Genomic DNA, 17,315 nt, shown 5'->3' with positions numbered 1-17,315 from the left:
GGCGTAACCTGGGAGTCAAAGATTACCAATTGGAGAGGTTTTGCTGCATGGCGGTTCCAGAGTTCATTGTTAGTTTGCGGGAGAAGGTCGGTCAGGATCCGTTGTGGTTGCCGGCTGTAACTGCGGTTGTTATTCGTGATGTTCCTCCGGGGTCTCCTTTCCATGTGGTTCCGGATGTGTTGTTGGTCAAGCGCGCTGATACTGGTGAGTGGACTCCACCGACCGGTATTTGTGATCCGGATGAGCAGCCTCATGTGACTGCGGTGCGTGAAGTCAAGGAGGAAACCGGCCTTGATGTCAGCGTTGAGGCGTTGCTTGGCGTGGGCGCGGTGGGGCCTGTGACCTATCAAAATGGTGATGTGGCGAGCTACATGGATACGACCATGCGTTGCGTTGTTTCTGGTGATTCCGATGAGCCTCACGTCGGCGATGACGAGAACGTGGATGTTGCATGGTTCCCGATTTCTAAGATGCCTGTCACTAATCAGCGTTTCCGCATGGTCATCGCTGATGCGGTGGCACAGTTGAAGCATCCGCAAGGTTATAAGCCCCGCATGGGATATGAGAAAAGGAATGCACGATGAGTATTGAATTTCCGTTAGGTAATCCAGCGCCTGCACAGTGGTTTTCTGGCGAGGTCCATATGGCCAAGCTTGATGACAACGTGCAGATTGAGACTGTGAACGTGTCTTTTGAGGCAGGCGGTCGCACCAATTGGCACACTCACCCAGTCGGTCAAAACATAATTGTGCTGTCGGGCTTGGGCATTTATGAGGCGGAGGGGGAGCCTGCTCGACTCCTGGAGCCTGGCGATGTTGTTTTCGCAGCCGCCGGGGTTCGCCACTGGCACGGCGCCGTGTCTGGTGCACCGATGTTCCACGTGGTGGTTAACCTCAAAGGCATCGACGGCGAGACCGTCGATTGGGAGGAGCCGGTCGACGAGGAGCACTACCGCAGCGTGAGCGCGGAGCTACAAAGATAAAAATGCTTTTCGACGTCCACTTCTAGTGTTTCACGTCTTTCCAAGCCACTTTCGATCCGATGTTGTTCGGATTGAGGGTGGCTTTTTTGCTATCGAAAAGGAAACAGTACCCCCGTTATGTTTGTTTTTGTTTGTGCGATTTGGGTTTGAAACATGAGCAAACCCTCACATCTCACCTGATCAGGGGTATTTTTCGGGGTTGATATGTAGTGATTTGCGCCCCTCGCTTAGTTATTTAGGAAACTACCCCCTAAGATGATGTGTAACGCAAGAAACAAATAAAGTGATTTGAACCACAAACTTTTTGGTTCGAAACAGTTTCGAAAGGAGAAGGAAATGGGATTACGAATTCGCCCAAATGAAATGAAGGTCTGGGAGACATTCACCCTGGAACGCCAGTTGGAAGTAATTATCAACGCTGATCACCTTCTCCTGTTCCGTGGCGAACCACACGGAACCGTCTCACTGTCCGATGTAGTTGCATCTGAACTGATCGGCATCTAGCCCAAAAACTAATAAATAAAAGCGCCGGATCCACCATGATGGAGGATCCGGCGCTTTCCTTTTAGGTGGAATGTAAAAAAGAAACCCCCTGAAATTCAATGAAGAATTTCAGGGGGTTTCCGCTATCGGCTAGCTAAGTGAATTAGCAGTCGAAGTACAATTCGAATTCCTGCGGGGTTGGGCGCAGGCGAACTGGGGAGATCTCGTTGTCGTACTTGTACTGGATGTACGCCTCGATGAGATCCTCGGTGAAGACGTCAGACTCGGTGAGGAAGTCGGTGTCTTCCTGCAGTGCCTTCAGGGATGCTTCCAGGGAGGTTGGTGCCTGTGGAATGGATGCAGCTTCCTCTGGTGGTAGTTCGTAGAGGTCCTTGTCCACTGGAGCGTGTGGCTCGATGCGGTTCTTGATGCCGTCGAGGCCGGCCATCATCATCGCTGCAAAGCCCAGGTATGGGTTGCCTGATGGGTCTGGAGCGCGGAATTCGATGCGCTTTGCCTTCGGGTTGGATCCGGTGATTGGGATACGGACAGCAGCGGAACGGTTGCGCTGTGAGTACACCAGGTTGATTGGAGCCTCGAAGCCTGGAACCAGACGGTGGTAGGAGTTCAGGGTTGCGTTGGTGAACGCCAGAACAGCGCCTGCGTGGTGCAGGATGCCGCCGATGTAGTAGCGGGCGATGTCGGACAGGCCTGCGTAGCCGGACTCATCGTGGAAGAGTGGCTTGCCGTCCTTCCAGAGGGACTGGTGAGCGTGCATGCCGGAACCGTTGTCGCCAGCCAGTGGCTTAGGCATGAAGGTTGCAGCCTTGCCGTGGAGGCGAGCGGTGTTCTTGATGATGTACTTGAAGGTCTGGATATCATCTGCCGCGTGGAGCATGGTGTTGAAGCGGTAGTTGATTTCCTGCTGTCCGCCACCGACTTCGTGGTGGAAACGCTCAAGAGCGAAGCCGGAAGCTGCGAGGTTGCGAACCATGTCATCGCGCACGTCAACGGTTTGGTCGTATGGTGCTACTGGGAAGTAGCCACCCTTGACGCGGTTCTTTGCGCCCAGGTTTGGGGTGCCGTCGAGGTTGGTTTCCTTGCCACGGTTCCACCAGCCTTCTTCGGTATCTACTTCGTAGAAGCCGGAGTTCATCTCGGTGGAGTAGCGAACGGAGTCGAAGAGGTAGAACTCAGCCTCGGCGCCGAAGTTGCAGGTGTCTGCAATGCCGGTGGATGCCAGGTACTGCTCTGCCTTGCGTGCCACGTTGCGTGGGTCGCGGGAGAATGCCTCGCGGGTGAAAGGATCGTGAACGAAGAACTTAACGTTCAGGGTCTTTGCCTTGCGGAATGGATCAAGGGTGGCCGTTCCGAGGTCTGGCAGGAGATTCATGTCAGATTCGTCGATCGTGGTGAAGCCACGGATCGAGGATCCGTCGAATGCGAGACCTTCTTCGATTGTATCTGCATCGAAGCTGGCAGCTGGGATGCTGAAGTGCTGCTCGGTGCCGGGAAGGTCGGTGAATCGAACGTCAACGAACTCGACGTTTTCATCCTTGATGAACTTGACAATTTCTTCCGGGGTTTCAAACGCCACGGTGACTCCTCATTGACATGGGCGGAACGGTTTATTTGTAGCTTTGTTCACAATTGCTGACCTTTGAAGATCAAGTAGTAGACTTGGCTGCAAATGTAGTCCTTGCGACGTTGTCAGTATAATGCATTACCTGTCGATCTATCAAAACTTTTCTGAAAAATTGTGGCTGACCTCAACAGATTAGGATCTTAAAGGTAGGAAATTGCGCTTTGCGACGTCGAAAAGCAACGCCTTTTGACTGCAGTATCCGCCCTCTACATGTTTGGATTTGATTGTAACAATGGCAAAGCCGAAGAGAAGTTGGCTTGACGGACCCGAAATTCCAGCTGATTTTGACGATCCTGATGCACCCGGCAGGTGGCCTGGCGAAAAGTTGGGGCTTCCTCAAGAAGGGGCCGGCTCTCTGTCCTCAGTGGCTCGTCGTATCGGCGGGGTCTGCGTGGACTGGGGTGTTTCCTGGGTTATTGCTATTGTGCTGTCCAATTTCACGGATGTGCTGGGCGATGTAGCGACATCCACGCTCATTATTTTCGTGATCCTGGGTTGGCTTACCGGTTGGATCTTTGCTCGCACCCCAGGTCATGCCGTGTTTGGCATGGGCCTTGCGCGTGTGGATGCAGAGGAACGTGTGGGCTGGTGGCGTGCGCTGGTTCGCCCACTGCTGACGATCTTGATTCTGCCTGCCGTGATGGTGGATGCTGACGGCCGTGGGCTCCACGACAAGGCAACGGGAACTGCAGTTATCCGCGGGTAATTTGTCTTGAGTGAAATTTATGGGCGCCGATCTTTGCGGGGATCGACGCCCTTCGTGCTTGGTTGGGGTTGATCTAGCTAGCCAAAGCGAGAGTTGCAAATTTTCGTCCCCGCACAGAGCTGAATCGCTGATCCTAATCGAGTATTGGCTCCAATTAGTCGGCGGGTTCAGGGGGTGAATGCACCACGAGCAACCCGAAGGGTGCGAAGTGGGCATTCGTAGAACAATCCCAGAGGAAAGCCGTACGGCTTTCCTCGACATGATCAATCAAGGTATGTCAGGTCTTGCTGCGTCTACAGCGGTCGGGGTCAGTGAATTCACCGGGCGAAAGTGGGCGAAGGCCGCCGGGGTGAAACTGACCCGCGGCCCGCGAGGTGGCAATGCTTTTGACACCGCCGAGAAACTTGAGATTGCAGCCAGCATGCTAGAGAAAGGATGCCTACCCCGAGAAATCGGCGAGTATGTCGGCATGACTCGGGCCAATATATCCCTATGGCGCAAACAAGGCCCAGACAAGCTTCGCCAACGCGCAGCCACCTTGCGCACCGGCAAGCGAGCAGCTGAATTCATCCACGCCCCGGTGATGGGCCCTTATTATGGGCCACGCACACTCCATCAAGTGTTGCGTGAGGACTACACAACACTGTTTGACGAGTTATCTGCGTTGGGGTTGCCAGCACAGGTGTGTGGGGCCTTACTTCATCTTGCTCCACCACCATCATTACGCTTTTCTTATATGTCGTGTGTAGTGCCGTTATTTGCTGATGAAATCAAAGTCGTAGGACAAGGCACACGATTATCGTTAGAAGAGAAAATGATGATCCAACGTTTCCATGACACCGGGGTCAGTGCAGCAGAAATCGGTCGACGCCTGGGTCGGTGTCGGCAAACAATTTCCAGGGAACTTCGACGTGGTCAAGATGATGATGGACGTTATCGTGCACGCGACTCCTATGAAGGTGCGATCAGGAAACTAGCGCGTCCGAAAACACCGAAACTTGATGCCAATCGTAGGCTTCGGGCTGTGGTGGTCGAGGCGTTGAATAATAAATTATCTCCGGAGCAGATTTCTGGTCTTTTAGCCACCGAGCATGCTAACGATAGCTCTATGCAGATTAGTCATGAAACTATTTACCAGGCGTTATATGTTCAAGGTAAAGGGGCGTTGCGTGATGAATTGAAGGTGGAGAAATTTCTTCGTACCGGTCGGAAGGGACGTAAACCGCAGTCGAAGTTGCCATCGAGAGGTAAGCCGTGGGTGGAGGGTGCGTTGATTAGTCAACGCCCAGCAGAAGTTGCTGATCGTGCTGTGCCTGGGCACTGGGAGGGCGATTTAGTAATTGGTGGTGAAAACCAAGCGACAGCGTTGGTGACGTTGGTGGAGCGCACGAGCCGGTTGACGTTGATTAAGCGGTTGGGGGTTAATCATGAGGCGTCGACTGTGACGGATGCGTTGGTGGAGATGATGGGTGATTTGCCGCAGGCGTTGCGTCGGAGTTTGACGTGGGATCAGGGTGTGGAGATGGCAGAGCATGCGCGGTTTAGCGTGGTGACCAAGTGTCCGGTGTTTTTCTGTGATCCTCATTCGCCGTGGCAGCGTGGGTCGAATGAGAATACGAATGGATTGGTCAGGGATTTTTTCCCGAAGGGCACTAATTTTGCTAAAGTAAGTGACGAAGAAGTTCAGCGGGCACAGGATCTGCTGAATTACCGGCCGCGGAAAATGCATGGTTTTAAAAGCGCGACGCAGGTATATGAAAAAATCGTAGTTGGTGCATCCACCGATTGAATTCGCCGTCCCTATTATGCAAAAATTCGTTCGATTTAGAGGCATCTCGGCGATCTATGCCGAGAAGTTGAACAGCAATCTTGCAGCAACTCCTCAGTATTCACACCAGCCCCAATGGACACAAAAACATCAGCCCCAGAATCGCCCCTAAGGGCCTCAAATACACGATCTGGACCAACTAGTCATCGGGAAAACCCAACCCCTTAAATCGCCTTCTGCGCTTAAGGGGTCAATGCTAGATAAGTAGGAACAACAACGTTTGGGCGGCCAGGATCTTTGCGATCATCGCCAGCGGATACACAGAGGTATAACCCATGGCAGGGAGCTCGTTGCGGGAGGCATCTGACACATAACTCAGCACAGCAGGGTGGGTTTGCGTACCGGCGAGGATGCCAGCGGTTTCACCGAAGGGGATTTTCATCAGTTTGTGGCCAACGAACAGCACCGTGATGGAGATGAACAAAGTGAGCAGCGCACCGAAGCCGATGATGGTGAGTGATTGGGGGTCGCTGATCGCTGATCGAAATCCTGCGCCCGCTGAGGTACCGATGGCAGCCAAAAATAGTGTGATGCCCAGTTGGCGAAGGGCAAGGTTTGCTCCGTAGGGGATTTGCCAGACGAACTTGCCTGTGCGATTGATCATGCCGAGCAGCAGCGCAACAACTAGCGGTCCACCTGCGTTACCCAGTTTCAGGGAGCTTCCACCTGGTAGTGGGAACTCCACCATGCCGACAAGCACACCGATCATGAGGCCGGCAGCGAGTGGGAGCAGGTTGAAATCGGAGAGTTTCTTGTAGGAATCGCCGAGCAATTGGGTTGCTTCGCGGAGTTTTTCTGCTGGTGCGACAACGCGGACACGGTCACCGAGCTGCAAAGTCATGTCGGAGGAGGCCACCAAATCTGTGTCGCCGCGCCTGATGCGGGTGATCAGCATGTCTTTAAACAGTGGCTGGAGCTTGGATAGGGGAGTGCCCACGACTGCTGTGTTTGAGACGAAGATGCGTCGGTAATCAAGTTCCACATTGCTGTAGGGGTCGCCGTCAATGAGTTCACCGATGGCTTTTTCCGCGCGGTTGAGTTCTTCATCGGCACCCACCACTGTTAAGACATCGCCGATGCGTGCGTGTTCGCCATAAAGCGGGATGAATTGCTCACCGTCTCGTTCCACTCGGGACACAATGACGTGGAGGTTGAGCAGCTCTGGGATGTTCTCCAGGGCTGGAAGATCAGCGACGGTGACGCGGATGCGACGGCCTTTGAGTTCCTGGACCGCAACGCCCGCTTCTTCGGCTTCTTTGTTGTGGTCGACTTTGAACACAGAGCTGAAGATGGCGATGGAGAGAATAACGATGAGCACACCGAGGGGGTATGCCAAGGAATATGCGACGACGGGCAGCTCGGCGATGAGGTGAAGCTGGCCGGTGTCGTCGATAAGCGAAGGAAGTGCGTCAACAACTGCGGCCATGGCTGGGGTGTTGGTGAGCGCGCCGGTGAGCATGCCGGCGCCGGAGGCGGCATCGATGTTCAAAACTGTGATGAGTGCCCATGCGAGTGCCGTGGTGGCGATGATGGCGCCCAAGGTCAGTGCGTTGTTGCGCAGACCAGTGGTTTTCATGGAGGTGAAGAATCCAGGGCCGGCTTCCAGACCGATCGTGTAGACAAAAAGCGACAGTCCAACCACGTAAATGAGGGATGGGACGGAAATATCCGGCTCAATGGTGGATAGCGCTAGACCTACAAACAGTACAGCGGCGACGCCGAGACGGAACCCGAAAATTTTGATGCGGCCGAGCAATAGTCCGACCGTCATGATGACAACCAACGCGAGTAATTGATTTTCTACAAGGAAGCTCACCCATTCATGATCTCATGGATTAAGTACGACCTCAGCGTTATTTGATGTGGAACTGGGCACGTTCCCAAAACCAGTCCCTAAACCAGAGCACGCAAAAACCGCACCACACCCAAGTTGGTGAAGTGCGGCTTTTAAAAAACTTCGGCGCCGACGCGAAAGCGAAAAGGCTTTAAGCCTCGCCCTTGCGTTCAGCCTGTCGGCGAGCGCGGCGGTTCATACCGGACATGCTTGCGCCCTTTGGCAATGGACCCTTAGGCAAAGATCCGCCAGGAGCGTTTCCGACATTGTCCATAGCCTCAATGCGAGCGGCCAGGGCAGCGACGTCGTTCTTCTTGTAGTTGCGAGGCAGCTTGACCAGTTCACGCTGCAGCTTCGCGATAGGGGTCTGGCCTTCGCCGTTGCCCGTGATGATTTCATACACTGGAACACCAGGTGCCACGCGGTTCAGGCGCTTCTTTTGCTGCGCAAGCATTGGCTTCAGGCGGTGAGGGGAGCCCTCGCCGACCAGCACAACACCACACAGACCAATGACGCGGTGCACTGCATCCATCTGAGTGGTCACTGCAACAGCGGTCTTGGTGCGCCAGGTCATGCCCACGCCAGAGCGGAGGTTCTCCACAGCCCAACCAGCAGCACCCTGCTGACCTTCGGCGCGCTTGTACACGTCACGCTCAACGCGACGGGTGAAAATAAACATTGCAGCTACAACACCTGCAGCAATGCCGATCGGAAGCATCCACCACTGACCACCCCAAATCAAACCGATGAGGAAAAGGACCAGCGGGATACCAAGAATAGCGAGCAACAGAAGCGGAATAAGAGCCTTATCCTGCTTGCGTTGCATGTTGAAGACCTGCCACATTTGTGAGCGAGTCTCCTTGCGCTGTGCCTTCTTGGCTGCTCTTACCTGCTTCTTGGCGGCTTTATCCGCCTGCTTTTTCGCGTCTGCCATGTACTTAACAATAGGCGATTGTGAGGAAACCGCGAAAATGAACCTCAAAGAGGTGTAGAAAGAGCACGCTTTTCGACGCAAAACCGCCACATTTGGTGATCGAATGCGGCGGTTAAAAAACTTCGGGCTTAGTTGAAGGACACCACTGGGGTGTCTTCGGAAGCACCGTAACGCTCCAGAAGTGTAGATGCTTCCTGGGCGGTGGATCCTCCGGAAGTATCCTTCAGGTGCGCGAGGTGTGCTGGGATTTCCTCGCCACGGAACTCCATGGCCTGCGCGTACAGACGGCCTGCACGGTAAGAGGAACGAACCAATGGGCCGGACATAACAGCAGCGAAGCCCATTTCCTTTGCAGCATCAGCGTGCTCGAGGAACTCCTCAGGCTTCACCCAACGCTCGATGGGGTGGAACAAAGGACCAGGACGCAGGTACTGGGTGATGGTGATGATGTCACAGCCAGCGTCGTGCAGATCCTGCAGCGCCTCGGTGATTTCTTCCTTGGTTTCACCCATGCCCAAAATCAGGTTGGACTTGGTCACCAGACCGAAATCGCGAGCCTGACGGATCACATCAAGTGAACGCTCGTAGCGGAATGCTGGGCGAATGCGCTTGAAAATACGTGGCACAGTTTCCACGTTGTGAGCGAAAACCTCTGGGCGGGATTCAAAAACTTCCTGCAGCAGATCCTTCTTGCCGGAGAAATCAGGCACCAGGTTTTCCACACCGGTGTGTGGGTTCAGCTCGTGGATCTTACGAACCACTTCTGAGTACAGCCATGCGCCTTCATCATCCAGATCATCACGGGTAACACCGGTGATGGTGGAGTAATTCAGCTGCATCTCACGAACAGACTCAGCGACACGCAGTGGCTCACCGCGGTCGAGTGGCTCAGGGCGAGCCGAGTTGATCATGCAGAAATCACAGCGGCGAGAGCAGTTGGCGCCACCAATGAGGAAGGTTGCCTCACGGGATTCCCAACACTCATGGATATTAGGACAGCCAGCCTCCTGACACACAGTGTGTAGTGATGCGCCAGCGACACGTTCCTTCATATCCTGATACTCAGGTCCGTTTTTGACCTGGTTTCTAATCCATCGAGGCTTCGTCTCAATCGGGGTTTCTGAGTTTCGAGCTTCGACGCGTAGCAGTCGTCGTCCTTCAGGTGCGATAGTCACAAATGCAACCTTACATCTTTCGAGTTAGTGATATTTTTAGGGAAAGCTTAAACGCTTTTCGACGTCTCATTCCGCCGATTCTGCAATCGGCTCTACTTCGCTTCAACGAGGCGCCCCACCGACAAAATTCCTCGTACTACCCCCGTTTAGGGAGATTCTTAGTTGGGTCGGGCGCGCTGCCGAAAGAATGATCAGAAACAACCAGCCGACCAGCCAAAGCATCATCCAATGCGCGGATCGATGGCTCGACTAATTCCTCAACTGAAACGTCCCTTTTCAGTTCCCTCGAGAGTGTGCTCAAGCCTGCATCAGCAATGCCACACGGAATGATGTGCTCATAGAAATCCAACGTGTTGTTGCAGTTGATGGCCACACCGTGCATTGCAACACCACGAGTTATTCGAATGCCGATGGCCGCAACCTTGCTGTCCACCCAACCATCATGAGCTGGCACCCACACACCCGAACGCCCATCAATGCGCCCAGCGCCGGCAACACCCATATCGCCGACAACTTGGATGAGCGCTTCCTCGAGGCGTCTTACGTAATCAACCACATCGATCGGATCGGCTAATTTGATGATCGGATAGATCACCAATTGGCCAGGACCATGCCACGTGATGCGACCACCACGATCAGCATTGATCACCGGCAGTCCGTTGGTGGGAAGATCTTCCGGCTGGGTGCGCTTACCTGCGGTATACACCGACGGGTGCTCCAAAATAAGCAGCTGATCAGGGATTTCATCATTAGCCCTACGGGTAGCAAGCTCTGCTTGATAATCCCAGGCCTCTTGATAATCGATCAAACCCAACCGCTGAATTTCAATGGGCTCTGCAGACGCGCGGATAGAAAGATCTGCGGGGAAAAAAGGATCTCTTGGTGCAGTCATGATAGATATCCACCCTAGCCCTAACAAGGTTGATAAGTCACACACTGCATGCATGAAACGACAAAACCGCCACTCCCCAGTGAAAGGGGAGTGGCGGTTTTAACTTGCAGAGATCTTAGAGCTGCAGATCGCCTTCGAAGTTAGCGGTCTCAAGGCGGTCCTTGATGGTGGTCAGGAAGCGACCAGCATCTGCGCCATCTACAACCTGGTGGTCGTAGGTCAGTGGTAGGAAGACCATCTGACGGATCGCGATGGAATCAATTCCATCCTCGGTGATGACAACTGGACGCTTCACGATCGCGCCGGTGCCCAAGATGCCAGCCTGTGGTGGAACCAGGATTGGGGTATCAGACAGTGCGCCTTCAGAACCAATGTTGGTGATGGTGAAGGTGCCACCGGACAGATCGTTTGGCTTCAGCTTGTTGTTGCGTGAACGATCAGCCAGGTCAACAATTGCCTTTGCGATCTCTGGGATGGAGAGATCCTGAGCATCGTGAATGACTGGGGTCAACAGACCAGCTGGGGTATCAACAGCGATGGAGAGGTTAACGGAGGAGTGGTAGGTCATCTCCTTGGTCTTCGCGTTGAAAGACGCGTTGACGTTTGGATGGGAAACCAAAGCCTCGACAACTGCCTTCACGAAGAATGGCAGGTAAGTGAGGTTCACACCGTGCTTCTCGATGAACGCGGGCTTGTTCTTCTTACGCAGCTCAGCAACGCGAGTCATATCGACCTCGTGCAGCTGGGTGAGCTGAGCAGAAATCTGCAGAGCCTCGACGGTCTTCATCGCGGTGATCTCACGGATGCGGTTGACCTTCTGAGTGGTACCACGGAGCTTAGCCTTCTCAGGGTCAACAGACTTAGTGGACCAAGCGGAAACAGGAGCAGCAGCCTCAGCAGGTGCAGCCTCGCCGTTCGCAGCAGCCAAAACATCCTGCTTGCGGATACGGCCACCGATACCGGTACCGGTCACGGTGTTCAAGTCAACGCCGTGCTTTTCAGCAAGCTTGCGCACCAGTGGGGTGACGTATGGAACGTTGTCGCCAGAAGCGGACACAGTTGCGGATGCCGCAGCAGGTGTAGTAGCTGCTTCCTTCTTGGGCTCTTCCTTCTTGGGCTCTTCCTTCTTTGGCTCTTCCTTAACTGGTTCCTCCTCTTCGGCAGGAGCTGCTTCCTCTTCGGCAGGTGCTGCAGCTGCGTTTGCGTCACCGATGCGGGCGATGACTGCGCCGACGTCGACGGTGTCGTCTTCGTCTGCAAGGATCTCCACGATGGTGCCTGCTACTGGGGATGGGATTTCGGTGTCGACCTTGTCGGTGGAGACCTCAAGAAGTGGTTCGTCTACTTCGACGGTGTCGCCGACAGCCTTGAGCCACTGGGTAATGGTGCCTTCGGTGACGGATTCGCCGAGTTCTGGCATTTCCACATCGGTTGCGGCGCCAGTTGCTGCTGGAGCTTCAGGAGCTGCCTCCTTCTTTGGCTCTTCCTTAACTGGTTCTTCCTCTTCGGCAGGAGCTGCTTCCTCTTCGGCAGGTGCTGCAGCTGCGTTTGCGTCACCGATGCGGGCGATGACTGCGCCGACGTCGACGGTGTCGTCTTCGTCTGCAAGGATCTCCACGATGGTGCCTGCTACTGGGGATGGGATTTCGGTGTCGACCTTGTCGGTGGAGACCTCAAGAAGTGGTTCGTCTACTTCGACGGTGTCGCCGACAGCCTTGAGCCACTGGGTAATGGTGCCTTCGGTGACGGATTCGCCGAGTTCTGGCATTTCCACATCGGTTGCGGCGCCAGTTGCTGCTGGAGCTTCAGGAGCTGCCTCCTTCTTTGGCTCTTCCTTAACTGGTTCTTCCTCTTCGGCAGGAGCTGGTGCCTCGTCGGCAGGAGCTTCGTTGGCAGGAGTCTCATCAGCATCGCCGATTATTGCAATGACACCGCCGACGTCGACGGTGTCATCCTCTTCAGCCTTAATCTCTAGGATGACACCGGCGACAGGAGAGGGAATCTCGGTGTCGACCTTGTCAGTTGAGACCTCGAGCAACGGCTCATCTACCTCAACAGTGTCACCAACAGACTTCAACCACTGGGTGATCGTGCCTTCGGTTACTGATTCGCCCAGCTCGGGCATCTCTACGGAGAACGCCATTATTTTAAGACTCCTCGCAAGTCGTGTCGTTAAAACGGAAACTAATACCCCAAAGGATACCGATTCAATTTGTGATGTGTGGTGTTCGGGTCATATCAAGCTAAACAGATGCCCCCTACAATAGGCTTGTGTTCAATTTATTTGGTCGTAAAACTCCTCGCTCTAACCTCCGCCCACCACGCGGTCCGGGCGATACTGTGCGCCCGGAAGATTTAAAATTCTTGATGCAATGGGTGCAGGATAAGCCATTTGTTGAGGCATTCGTTGAACCGGAAACGCTGGTCAATGAGATGTCTGTCGTTTTGGTTGATGCTCATGGGGTTTTTGTCCGCCGAAGGATCGGCGGTCCCAAAGGGATTGATGTTATCGCGAAAAAGCTCGGCGTTCCGGTTTATGATGTTGAGGAGACCGGTTACCCCCAAAGGATGCGCGAACGCATTGAATATGAGCGCATCTTAAGAAAGCGTGAGGAACAAAAAGCTCGCCGCGCTAAATTTGAGCGCGGCGAGAATCCTGATCTTTAACTAGCGTTTAGCTTTCCGACAGATCCTTCAGAACCTGAACGAAGGTGCGCACTGGTTGTCCGGTTGCGCGCTTTGGCGTGTAACCGAATTCACCAGCAGTGTTGTATGCAGGGCCAGCGATATCGACGTGAGCCCACTCGATGTCGGCACCAACGAATTCCTGCAAGTAACGACCCGCAGCAGACATTCCTGCGAAACGGGAATTGGTGACATTGCGCAGGTCAGCGACAGGGGACTTAACCTGCTCATCGAGCTCTTCAGGAAGAGGCATTGCCCATGCTTGCTCGCCAACCTCGCGGCCAGTCTTGGCAACGCTGTCGCGGAACTCATCGGTACCCATGACACCTGAAGTACGCAGGCCTAAAGCGACTAATTGAGCACCAGTCAGGGTTGCCGCATCAATGAGGTAGTCAGGCTTATCTTCAGAAGCGTAAGCAATGGCATCTGCCAGAATGAGGCGGCCTTCAGCGTCGGTGTTCAAGATTTCGGAGGTGATACCACCGAAATGAGTGATGACATCGCCGGGGCGGAAAGCGTCACCGGATGGCATGTTCTCAGCCATTGGTAGGAACGCGGAGACGTTGATCGACAGGTTCAAACGAGCTGCAGCGATAATGGTGGCCAATACGGATGCGGATCCACCCATGTCGGAGATCATGTTCTCCATGCTTGCGCCAGGCTTGATGGAAATTCCGCCGGTGTCAAAGGTGATGCCCTTGCCAACCAAAGCGATCGACTTCTTAGCCTTGCGTGGCTTCCAATCGATGCGCAGCAGACGAGGCTTGCGGGAGGAGCCGTTACCGACTGCGAGGATGCCGCCGAAACCTTGATCAGCAAGCTGCTTCTCATCCAGGATGGTGGTCTGCAAGCCGTGCTTGGACGCTTCGTTGGATGCAATTACTGAGTAGGACTCTGGGTACAGGTGTGATGAAGGGGTGTTCACCAAGTCGCGAGCGAGCAGGACAGATTCCACGATGATCTGAGCTTCCACAAAGACATCCTTGTCGTCCTTGCCGGTGCTGATGAAAGTGACTGTGGTGGTCTTGTCCTTGGATTCTTCGGTTTCTTTGCGCAGACCCGCGTAGGAGTAAGAACCGAGGCCGAAACCGGTAACCGCTGCTGCAAGTCCCAAATCGCCAATGGTGGTGGCGACATTTTCAAAACCACCGAGGGAGCGGGCCGCCGTGCCGGAAGCGCGGCGGAGGGTCTCGTCGTCAAGCAAATCAGCCTTGCCCAAACCAACCGCAATGACAGGCGCAACGTCGGTGCCTGGGACGCGGGTGATGCTGTTTGCGGTGGCCTTTGCGCCGACAGCTTCGAGCTGAGTGAGGATGTCGGCCTGCTGCTCGGTACTGAAGATGAAATCGAGGATTTCGCCGCCGGCGAGTTCGATGGAATCTTCGCCTTCAAAAATCGCGACGATGATGGCATCAATCTTCTTTGGCAACTTCTTTTCGAGCTTGAGTTCAGCGACCGTTCCACGAACTGGAAGAGTGGCATCCTTGGACACCTTGGTTGGTGCTGTTGTGCTGTAGGCATTTTTCGCCATTGAAAGCTGAGTCCTCTCGTTGAAGTTGTGTCTCCGCTTTGGTTGGGGGAGGCATCAAATTGAAACTAACTTTTAACAAGCCTAGCCATTCCTCAAAACCGTGAGACGAAATTGGCTATTCATCCCATAAAATGGGGCTGACTAGTGTATCTGTCAGGTAGCAGGTGTACCTTAAAATCCATGACGTCATTAGAGTTCACAGTAACCCGTACCGAAAATCCGACGTCACCCGATCGTCTGAAGGAAATTCTTGCCGCACCGAAGTTCGGTAAGTTCTTCACCGACCACATGGTGACCATTGACTGGAACGAGTCGGAAGGCTGGCACAACGCCCAATTAGTGCCATACGCGCCGATTCCTATGGATCCTGCCACCACCGTATTCCACTACGGACAGGCAATTTTTGAGGGAATTAAGGCCTACCGCCATTCGGACGAAACCATCAAGACTTTCCGTCCTGATGAAAACGCCGAGCGTATGCAGCGTTCAGCAGCTCGAATGGCAATGCCACAGTTGCCAACCGAGGACTTTATTAAAGCACTTGAACTGCTGGTAGACGCGGATCAGGATTGGGTTCCTGAGTACGGCGGAGAAGCTTCCCTCTACCTGCGCCCATTCATGATCTCCACCGAAATTGGCTTGGGTGTCAGCCCAGCTGATGCCTACAAGTTCCTGGTCATCGCATCCCCAGTCGGCGCTTACTTCACCGGTGGAATCAAGCCTGTTTCCGTCTGGCTGAGCGAAGATTACGTCCGCGCTGCACCCGGCGGAACTGGTGACGCCAAATTTGCTGGCAACTACGCGGCTTCTTTGCTTGCCCAGTCCCAGGCTGCGGAAAAGGGCTGTGACCAGGTCGTATGGTTGGATGCCATCGAGCACAAGTACATCGAAGAAATGGGTGGCATGAACCTTGGGTTCATCTACCGCAACGGCGACCAAGTCAAGCTAGTCACCCCTGAACTTTCCGGCTCACTACTTCCAGGCATCACCCGCAAGTCACTTCTACAAGTAGCACGCGACTTGGGATACGAAGTAGAAGAGCGAAAGATCACCACCACCGAGTGGGAAGAAGACGCAAAGTCTGGCGCCATGACCGAGGCATTTGCTTGCGGTACTGCAGCTGTTATCACCCCTGTTGGCACCGTGAAATCAGCTCACGGCACCTTCGAAGTGAACAACAATGAAGTCGGAGAAATCACGATGAAGCTTCGTGAAACCCTCACCGGAATTCAGCAAGGAAACGTTGAAGACCAAAACGGATGGCTTTACCCACTGGTTGGCTAAATCAACCGGTTTTAAGACCCCGCTGCATTAAACCCTGATTTATTGCAGCGGGGTTTTTGCGTTGACAAGCTCTTATGAGACGTAGGGGGTGGAAGCAGGGGTAGGACGTGTCCAGCCCAAGTGGCATGCTGGTTTCTGTACAAAACGTAGGTGACTTTAAGGAGAATGCAGTGGCTGAAAATGGGCAAAAAGTTGCGGTCGTAACTGGTGGATCAAGCGGAATTGGCGCAGCTTCAGCTCGAGCATTGGCAGCTGACGGTTGGAAAGTAATTGTGGCAGCACGTCGCCTCGAGCGCTTGGAAGCACTCGCTCAGGAAATCGGCGGAACTGCAGTGGCACTCGATGTCACTGACCAAGAATCAGTCAACGCATTTTCAGTCACCGTTGGGGAAGTCGATCTGTTGGTCAACAACGCAGGCGGTGCCAAAGGCCTAGACAGCATCCATGACGCCAACATTGATGATTGGACCTGGATGTACGAAACCAACGTGCTGGGCACTTTGCGCGTCACCAAAGCCCTCATGGACGGCCTCATCGCACGTGACGGTCACGTGATCAACATTGGTTCCATTGCAGGAGAAAACCCCTACATTGGCGGAGCTGGATACAACGCAGCAAAATTCGGTGTAGCAGCATTCAACCGTGTGCTTCGCTTGGAAACCCACCAGCAGACCCTTCGCGTATCTGAGATCGATCCAGGTCGAGTTGCCACGGAAGAATTCTCCCTCGTTCGTTTCGGCGGAGATAAAGAACGCGCAGAAGCAGTCTATGACGACGTCCTCAACCTCACCGCTGAAGACATCGCAGAGTCTGTGCGTTGGGTCGCGAGCCTTCCAAAGCACATGAACATTGACCGCATGCGTATTACACCTCGCGATCAGGTCTAAAACCCGCACTCTTTTGAAATCCTTTTGTTCCGCATCCTTGATTGGGTGATGGGGCAGGGGGATTGTTGTTTGAGCGGCTTAAAGGTGGGGCGCGGTCGGGGCGCATATCGGTCTGAGTTGGTGGGTGTTGGTCGGTTTGGGTGGGGCCTGGTCGGTTCCGATGGTCGGCTCAAGCCAAACCAGACACACGTGACAAGATTGGCGAAAAGTTGGAAGTTTTGGCACGCCTGTCCGGTTTTGAGGGGGCGATACCAGACACACGTGACAGAAAAGTCGGAATTTCCGAAGTCTTGGCACGCCAGTTTGGTTGCTTCGGAAACAACTCACTTTTCACGCGAGGACTGGTAAAAGTAGGCCTCTCAGAATGGCGTCTAAGCGACCAACAAAGCTAAAGCTAAGGGAATACACCTGGGACAAACTGGCACGGCCTAAATCGACCCAGGGAGATG

At 54.1% G+C, this 17,315-nt stretch carries 15 protein-coding genes; 8 read left to right on the top strand and 7 right to left on the bottom strand.

Features of this window, described 5'->3' with window-relative positions; all coding sequences use genetic code 11:
- Nucleotides 1-47: 47 nt before the first annotated feature.
- From CGL_RS10995 to CGL_RS15450, 3 genes are all read left to right on the top strand, one after another.
- On the top strand, nucleotides 48-584 hold the full coding sequence (locus CGL_RS10995) for an NUDIX hydrolase (protein WP_003859635.1): 537 nt from the start codon (nucleotides 48-50) through the stop codon (nucleotides 582-584).
- Entirely contained in the window at nucleotides 581-982 is a 402-nt protein-coding gene (locus tag CGL_RS10990; protein WP_011014962.1) for a cupin domain-containing protein, read from the top strand. The genes CGL_RS10995 and CGL_RS10990 overlap by 4 nt, the downstream gene beginning before the upstream one ends.
- A gap of 336 nt (nucleotides 983-1,318) precedes the next feature.
- The gene (locus CGL_RS15450; RefSeq protein WP_003856940.1) at nucleotides 1,319-1,486 is read left to right on the top strand and encodes a hypothetical protein; all 168 of its coding nucleotides are present in this window, start codon (nucleotides 1,319-1,321) and stop codon (nucleotides 1,484-1,486) included.
- 142 nt (nucleotides 1,487-1,628) lie between these two features.
- On the opposite strand, the gene glnA is transcribed toward CGL_RS15450, so the two are convergent.
- On the bottom strand, nucleotides 1,629-3,062 hold the full coding sequence (gene glnA / locus CGL_RS10985) for a type I glutamate--ammonia ligase (protein WP_011014960.1): 1,434 nt from the start codon (nucleotides 3,060-3,062) through the stop codon (nucleotides 1,629-1,631).
- A gap of 280 nt (nucleotides 3,063-3,342) precedes the next feature.
- On the opposite strand from glnA, the gene CGL_RS10980 reads away from it, so the two are divergent.
- Entirely contained in the window at nucleotides 3,343-3,816 is a 474-nt protein-coding gene (locus tag CGL_RS10980; protein ID WP_003856936.1) for an RDD family protein, read from the top strand.
- A 583-nt stretch (nucleotides 3,817-4,399) separates the two neighbouring features.
- Nucleotides 4,400-5,605, top strand: coding sequence for an IS30-like element ISCg2 family transposase (locus CGL_RS10975; RefSeq protein ID WP_011015431.1), 1,206 nt, complete (start codon nucleotides 4,400-4,402; stop codon nucleotides 5,603-5,605).
- A 235-nt stretch (nucleotides 5,606-5,840) separates the two neighbouring features.
- Here CGL_RS10975 and CGL_RS10970 read toward each other — a convergent pair whose 3' ends face one another.
- From CGL_RS10970 to sucB, 5 genes are all read right to left on the bottom strand, one after another.
- Nucleotides 5,841-7,460, bottom strand: a complete 1,620-nt coding sequence (locus tag CGL_RS10970; RefSeq protein ID WP_003859640.1) for an aspartate:alanine exchanger family transporter — start codon at nucleotides 7,458-7,460, stop codon at nucleotides 5,841-5,843.
- 169 nt (nucleotides 7,461-7,629) lie between these two features.
- On the bottom strand, nucleotides 7,630-8,412 hold the full coding sequence (locus tag CGL_RS10965; protein ID WP_003859641.1) for a DUF4191 domain-containing protein: 783 nt from the start codon (nucleotides 8,410-8,412) through the stop codon (nucleotides 7,630-7,632).
- A gap of 128 nt (nucleotides 8,413-8,540) precedes the next feature.
- Nucleotides 8,541-9,587, bottom strand: a complete 1,047-nt coding sequence (gene lipA / locus CGL_RS10960) for a lipoyl synthase (RefSeq protein WP_003856634.1) — start codon at nucleotides 9,585-9,587, stop codon at nucleotides 8,541-8,543.
- Nucleotides 9,588-9,723: 136 nt separating this feature from the next.
- On the bottom strand, nucleotides 9,724-10,479 hold the full coding sequence (gene lipB / locus CGL_RS10955; RefSeq protein ID WP_003856633.1) for a lipoyl(octanoyl) transferase LipB: 756 nt from the start codon (nucleotides 10,477-10,479) through the stop codon (nucleotides 9,724-9,726).
- Nucleotides 10,480-10,594: 115 nt separating this feature from the next.
- Nucleotides 10,595-12,622, bottom strand: coding sequence for a 2-oxoglutarate dehydrogenase, E2 component, dihydrolipoamide succinyltransferase (gene sucB, locus CGL_RS10950; RefSeq protein ID WP_011014958.1), 2,028 nt, complete (start codon nucleotides 12,620-12,622; stop codon nucleotides 10,595-10,597).
- A 128-nt stretch (nucleotides 12,623-12,750) separates the two neighbouring features.
- Here sucB and CGL_RS10945 point away from each other — a divergent pair, with 128 nt between their 5' ends.
- Entirely contained in the window at nucleotides 12,751-13,146 is a 396-nt protein-coding gene (locus tag CGL_RS10945; RefSeq protein ID WP_003856631.1) for a hypothetical protein, read from the top strand.
- Between the two features lie 7 nt (nucleotides 13,147-13,153).
- On the opposite strand, the gene CGL_RS10940 is transcribed toward CGL_RS10945, so the two are convergent.
- Nucleotides 13,154-14,656, bottom strand: a complete 1,503-nt coding sequence (locus tag CGL_RS10940; protein WP_011014957.1) for a leucyl aminopeptidase — start codon at nucleotides 14,654-14,656, stop codon at nucleotides 13,154-13,156.
- A 219-nt stretch (nucleotides 14,657-14,875) separates the two neighbouring features.
- On the opposite strand from CGL_RS10940, the gene CGL_RS10935 reads away from it, so the two are divergent.
- The gene (locus CGL_RS10935) at nucleotides 14,876-15,979 is read left to right on the top strand and encodes a branched-chain amino acid aminotransferase (RefSeq protein WP_011014956.1); all 1,104 of its coding nucleotides are present in this window, start codon (nucleotides 14,876-14,878) and stop codon (nucleotides 15,977-15,979) included.
- Nucleotides 15,980-16,104: 125 nt separating this feature from the next.
- Complete coding sequence (locus tag CGL_RS10930) at nucleotides 16,105-16,866, top strand: SDR family NAD(P)-dependent oxidoreductase (protein WP_003856628.1); 762 nt, start codon at nucleotides 16,105-16,107, stop codon at nucleotides 16,864-16,866.
- The last annotated feature ends 449 nt before the right edge of the window (nucleotides 16,867-17,315 follow it).

Origin of the sequence: Corynebacterium glutamicum ATCC 13032 (assembly GCF_000011325.1) — a bacterium.
GTDB lineage: Bacteria > Actinomycetota > Actinomycetes > Mycobacteriales > Mycobacteriaceae > Corynebacterium > Corynebacterium glutamicum.
Note: the sequence above shows the minus strand (reverse complement) of the source record. Positions and strands in the feature narration are given on the sequence as shown.

What these genes read in the sequence shown, in the direction of transcription:
- CGL_RS10995 (WP_003859635.1), top strand. Translation starts at nt 48, where the DNA reads ATGGCGGTTCCAGAGTTCATTGTTAGTTTGCGGGAGAAGGTCGGTCAG.
- CGL_RS10990 (WP_011014962.1), top strand. Translation starts at nt 581, where the DNA reads ATGAGTATTGAATTTCCGTTAGGTAATCCAGCGCCTGCACAGTGGTTT.
- CGL_RS15450 (WP_003856940.1), top strand. Translation starts at nt 1,319, where the DNA reads ATGGGATTACGAATTCGCCCAAATGAAATGAAGGTCTGGGAGACATTC.
- CGL_RS10980 (WP_003856936.1), top strand. Translation starts at nt 3,343, where the DNA reads ATGGCAAAGCCGAAGAGAAGTTGGCTTGACGGACCCGAAATTCCAGCT.
- CGL_RS10975 (WP_011015431.1), top strand. Translation starts at nt 4,400, where the DNA reads ATGGGCCCTTATTATGGGCCACGCACACTCCATCAAGTGTTGCGTGAG.
- CGL_RS10965 (WP_003859641.1), bottom strand. Translation starts at nt 8,412, where the DNA reads ATGGCAGACGCGAAAAAGCAGGCGGATAAAGCCGCCAAGAAGCAGGTA.
- lipB (WP_003856633.1), bottom strand. Translation starts at nt 10,479, where the DNA reads ATGACTGCACCAAGAGATCCTTTTTTCCCCGCAGATCTTTCTATCCGC.
- sucB (WP_011014958.1), bottom strand. Translation starts at nt 12,622, where the DNA reads ATGGCGTTCTCCGTAGAGATGCCCGAGCTGGGCGAATCAGTAACCGAA.
- CGL_RS10935 (WP_011014956.1), top strand. Translation starts at nt 14,876, where the DNA reads ATGACGTCATTAGAGTTCACAGTAACCCGTACCGAAAATCCGACGTCA.
- CGL_RS10930 (WP_003856628.1), top strand. Translation starts at nt 16,105, where the DNA reads ATGCTGGTTTCTGTACAAAACGTAGGTGACTTTAAGGAGAATGCAGTG.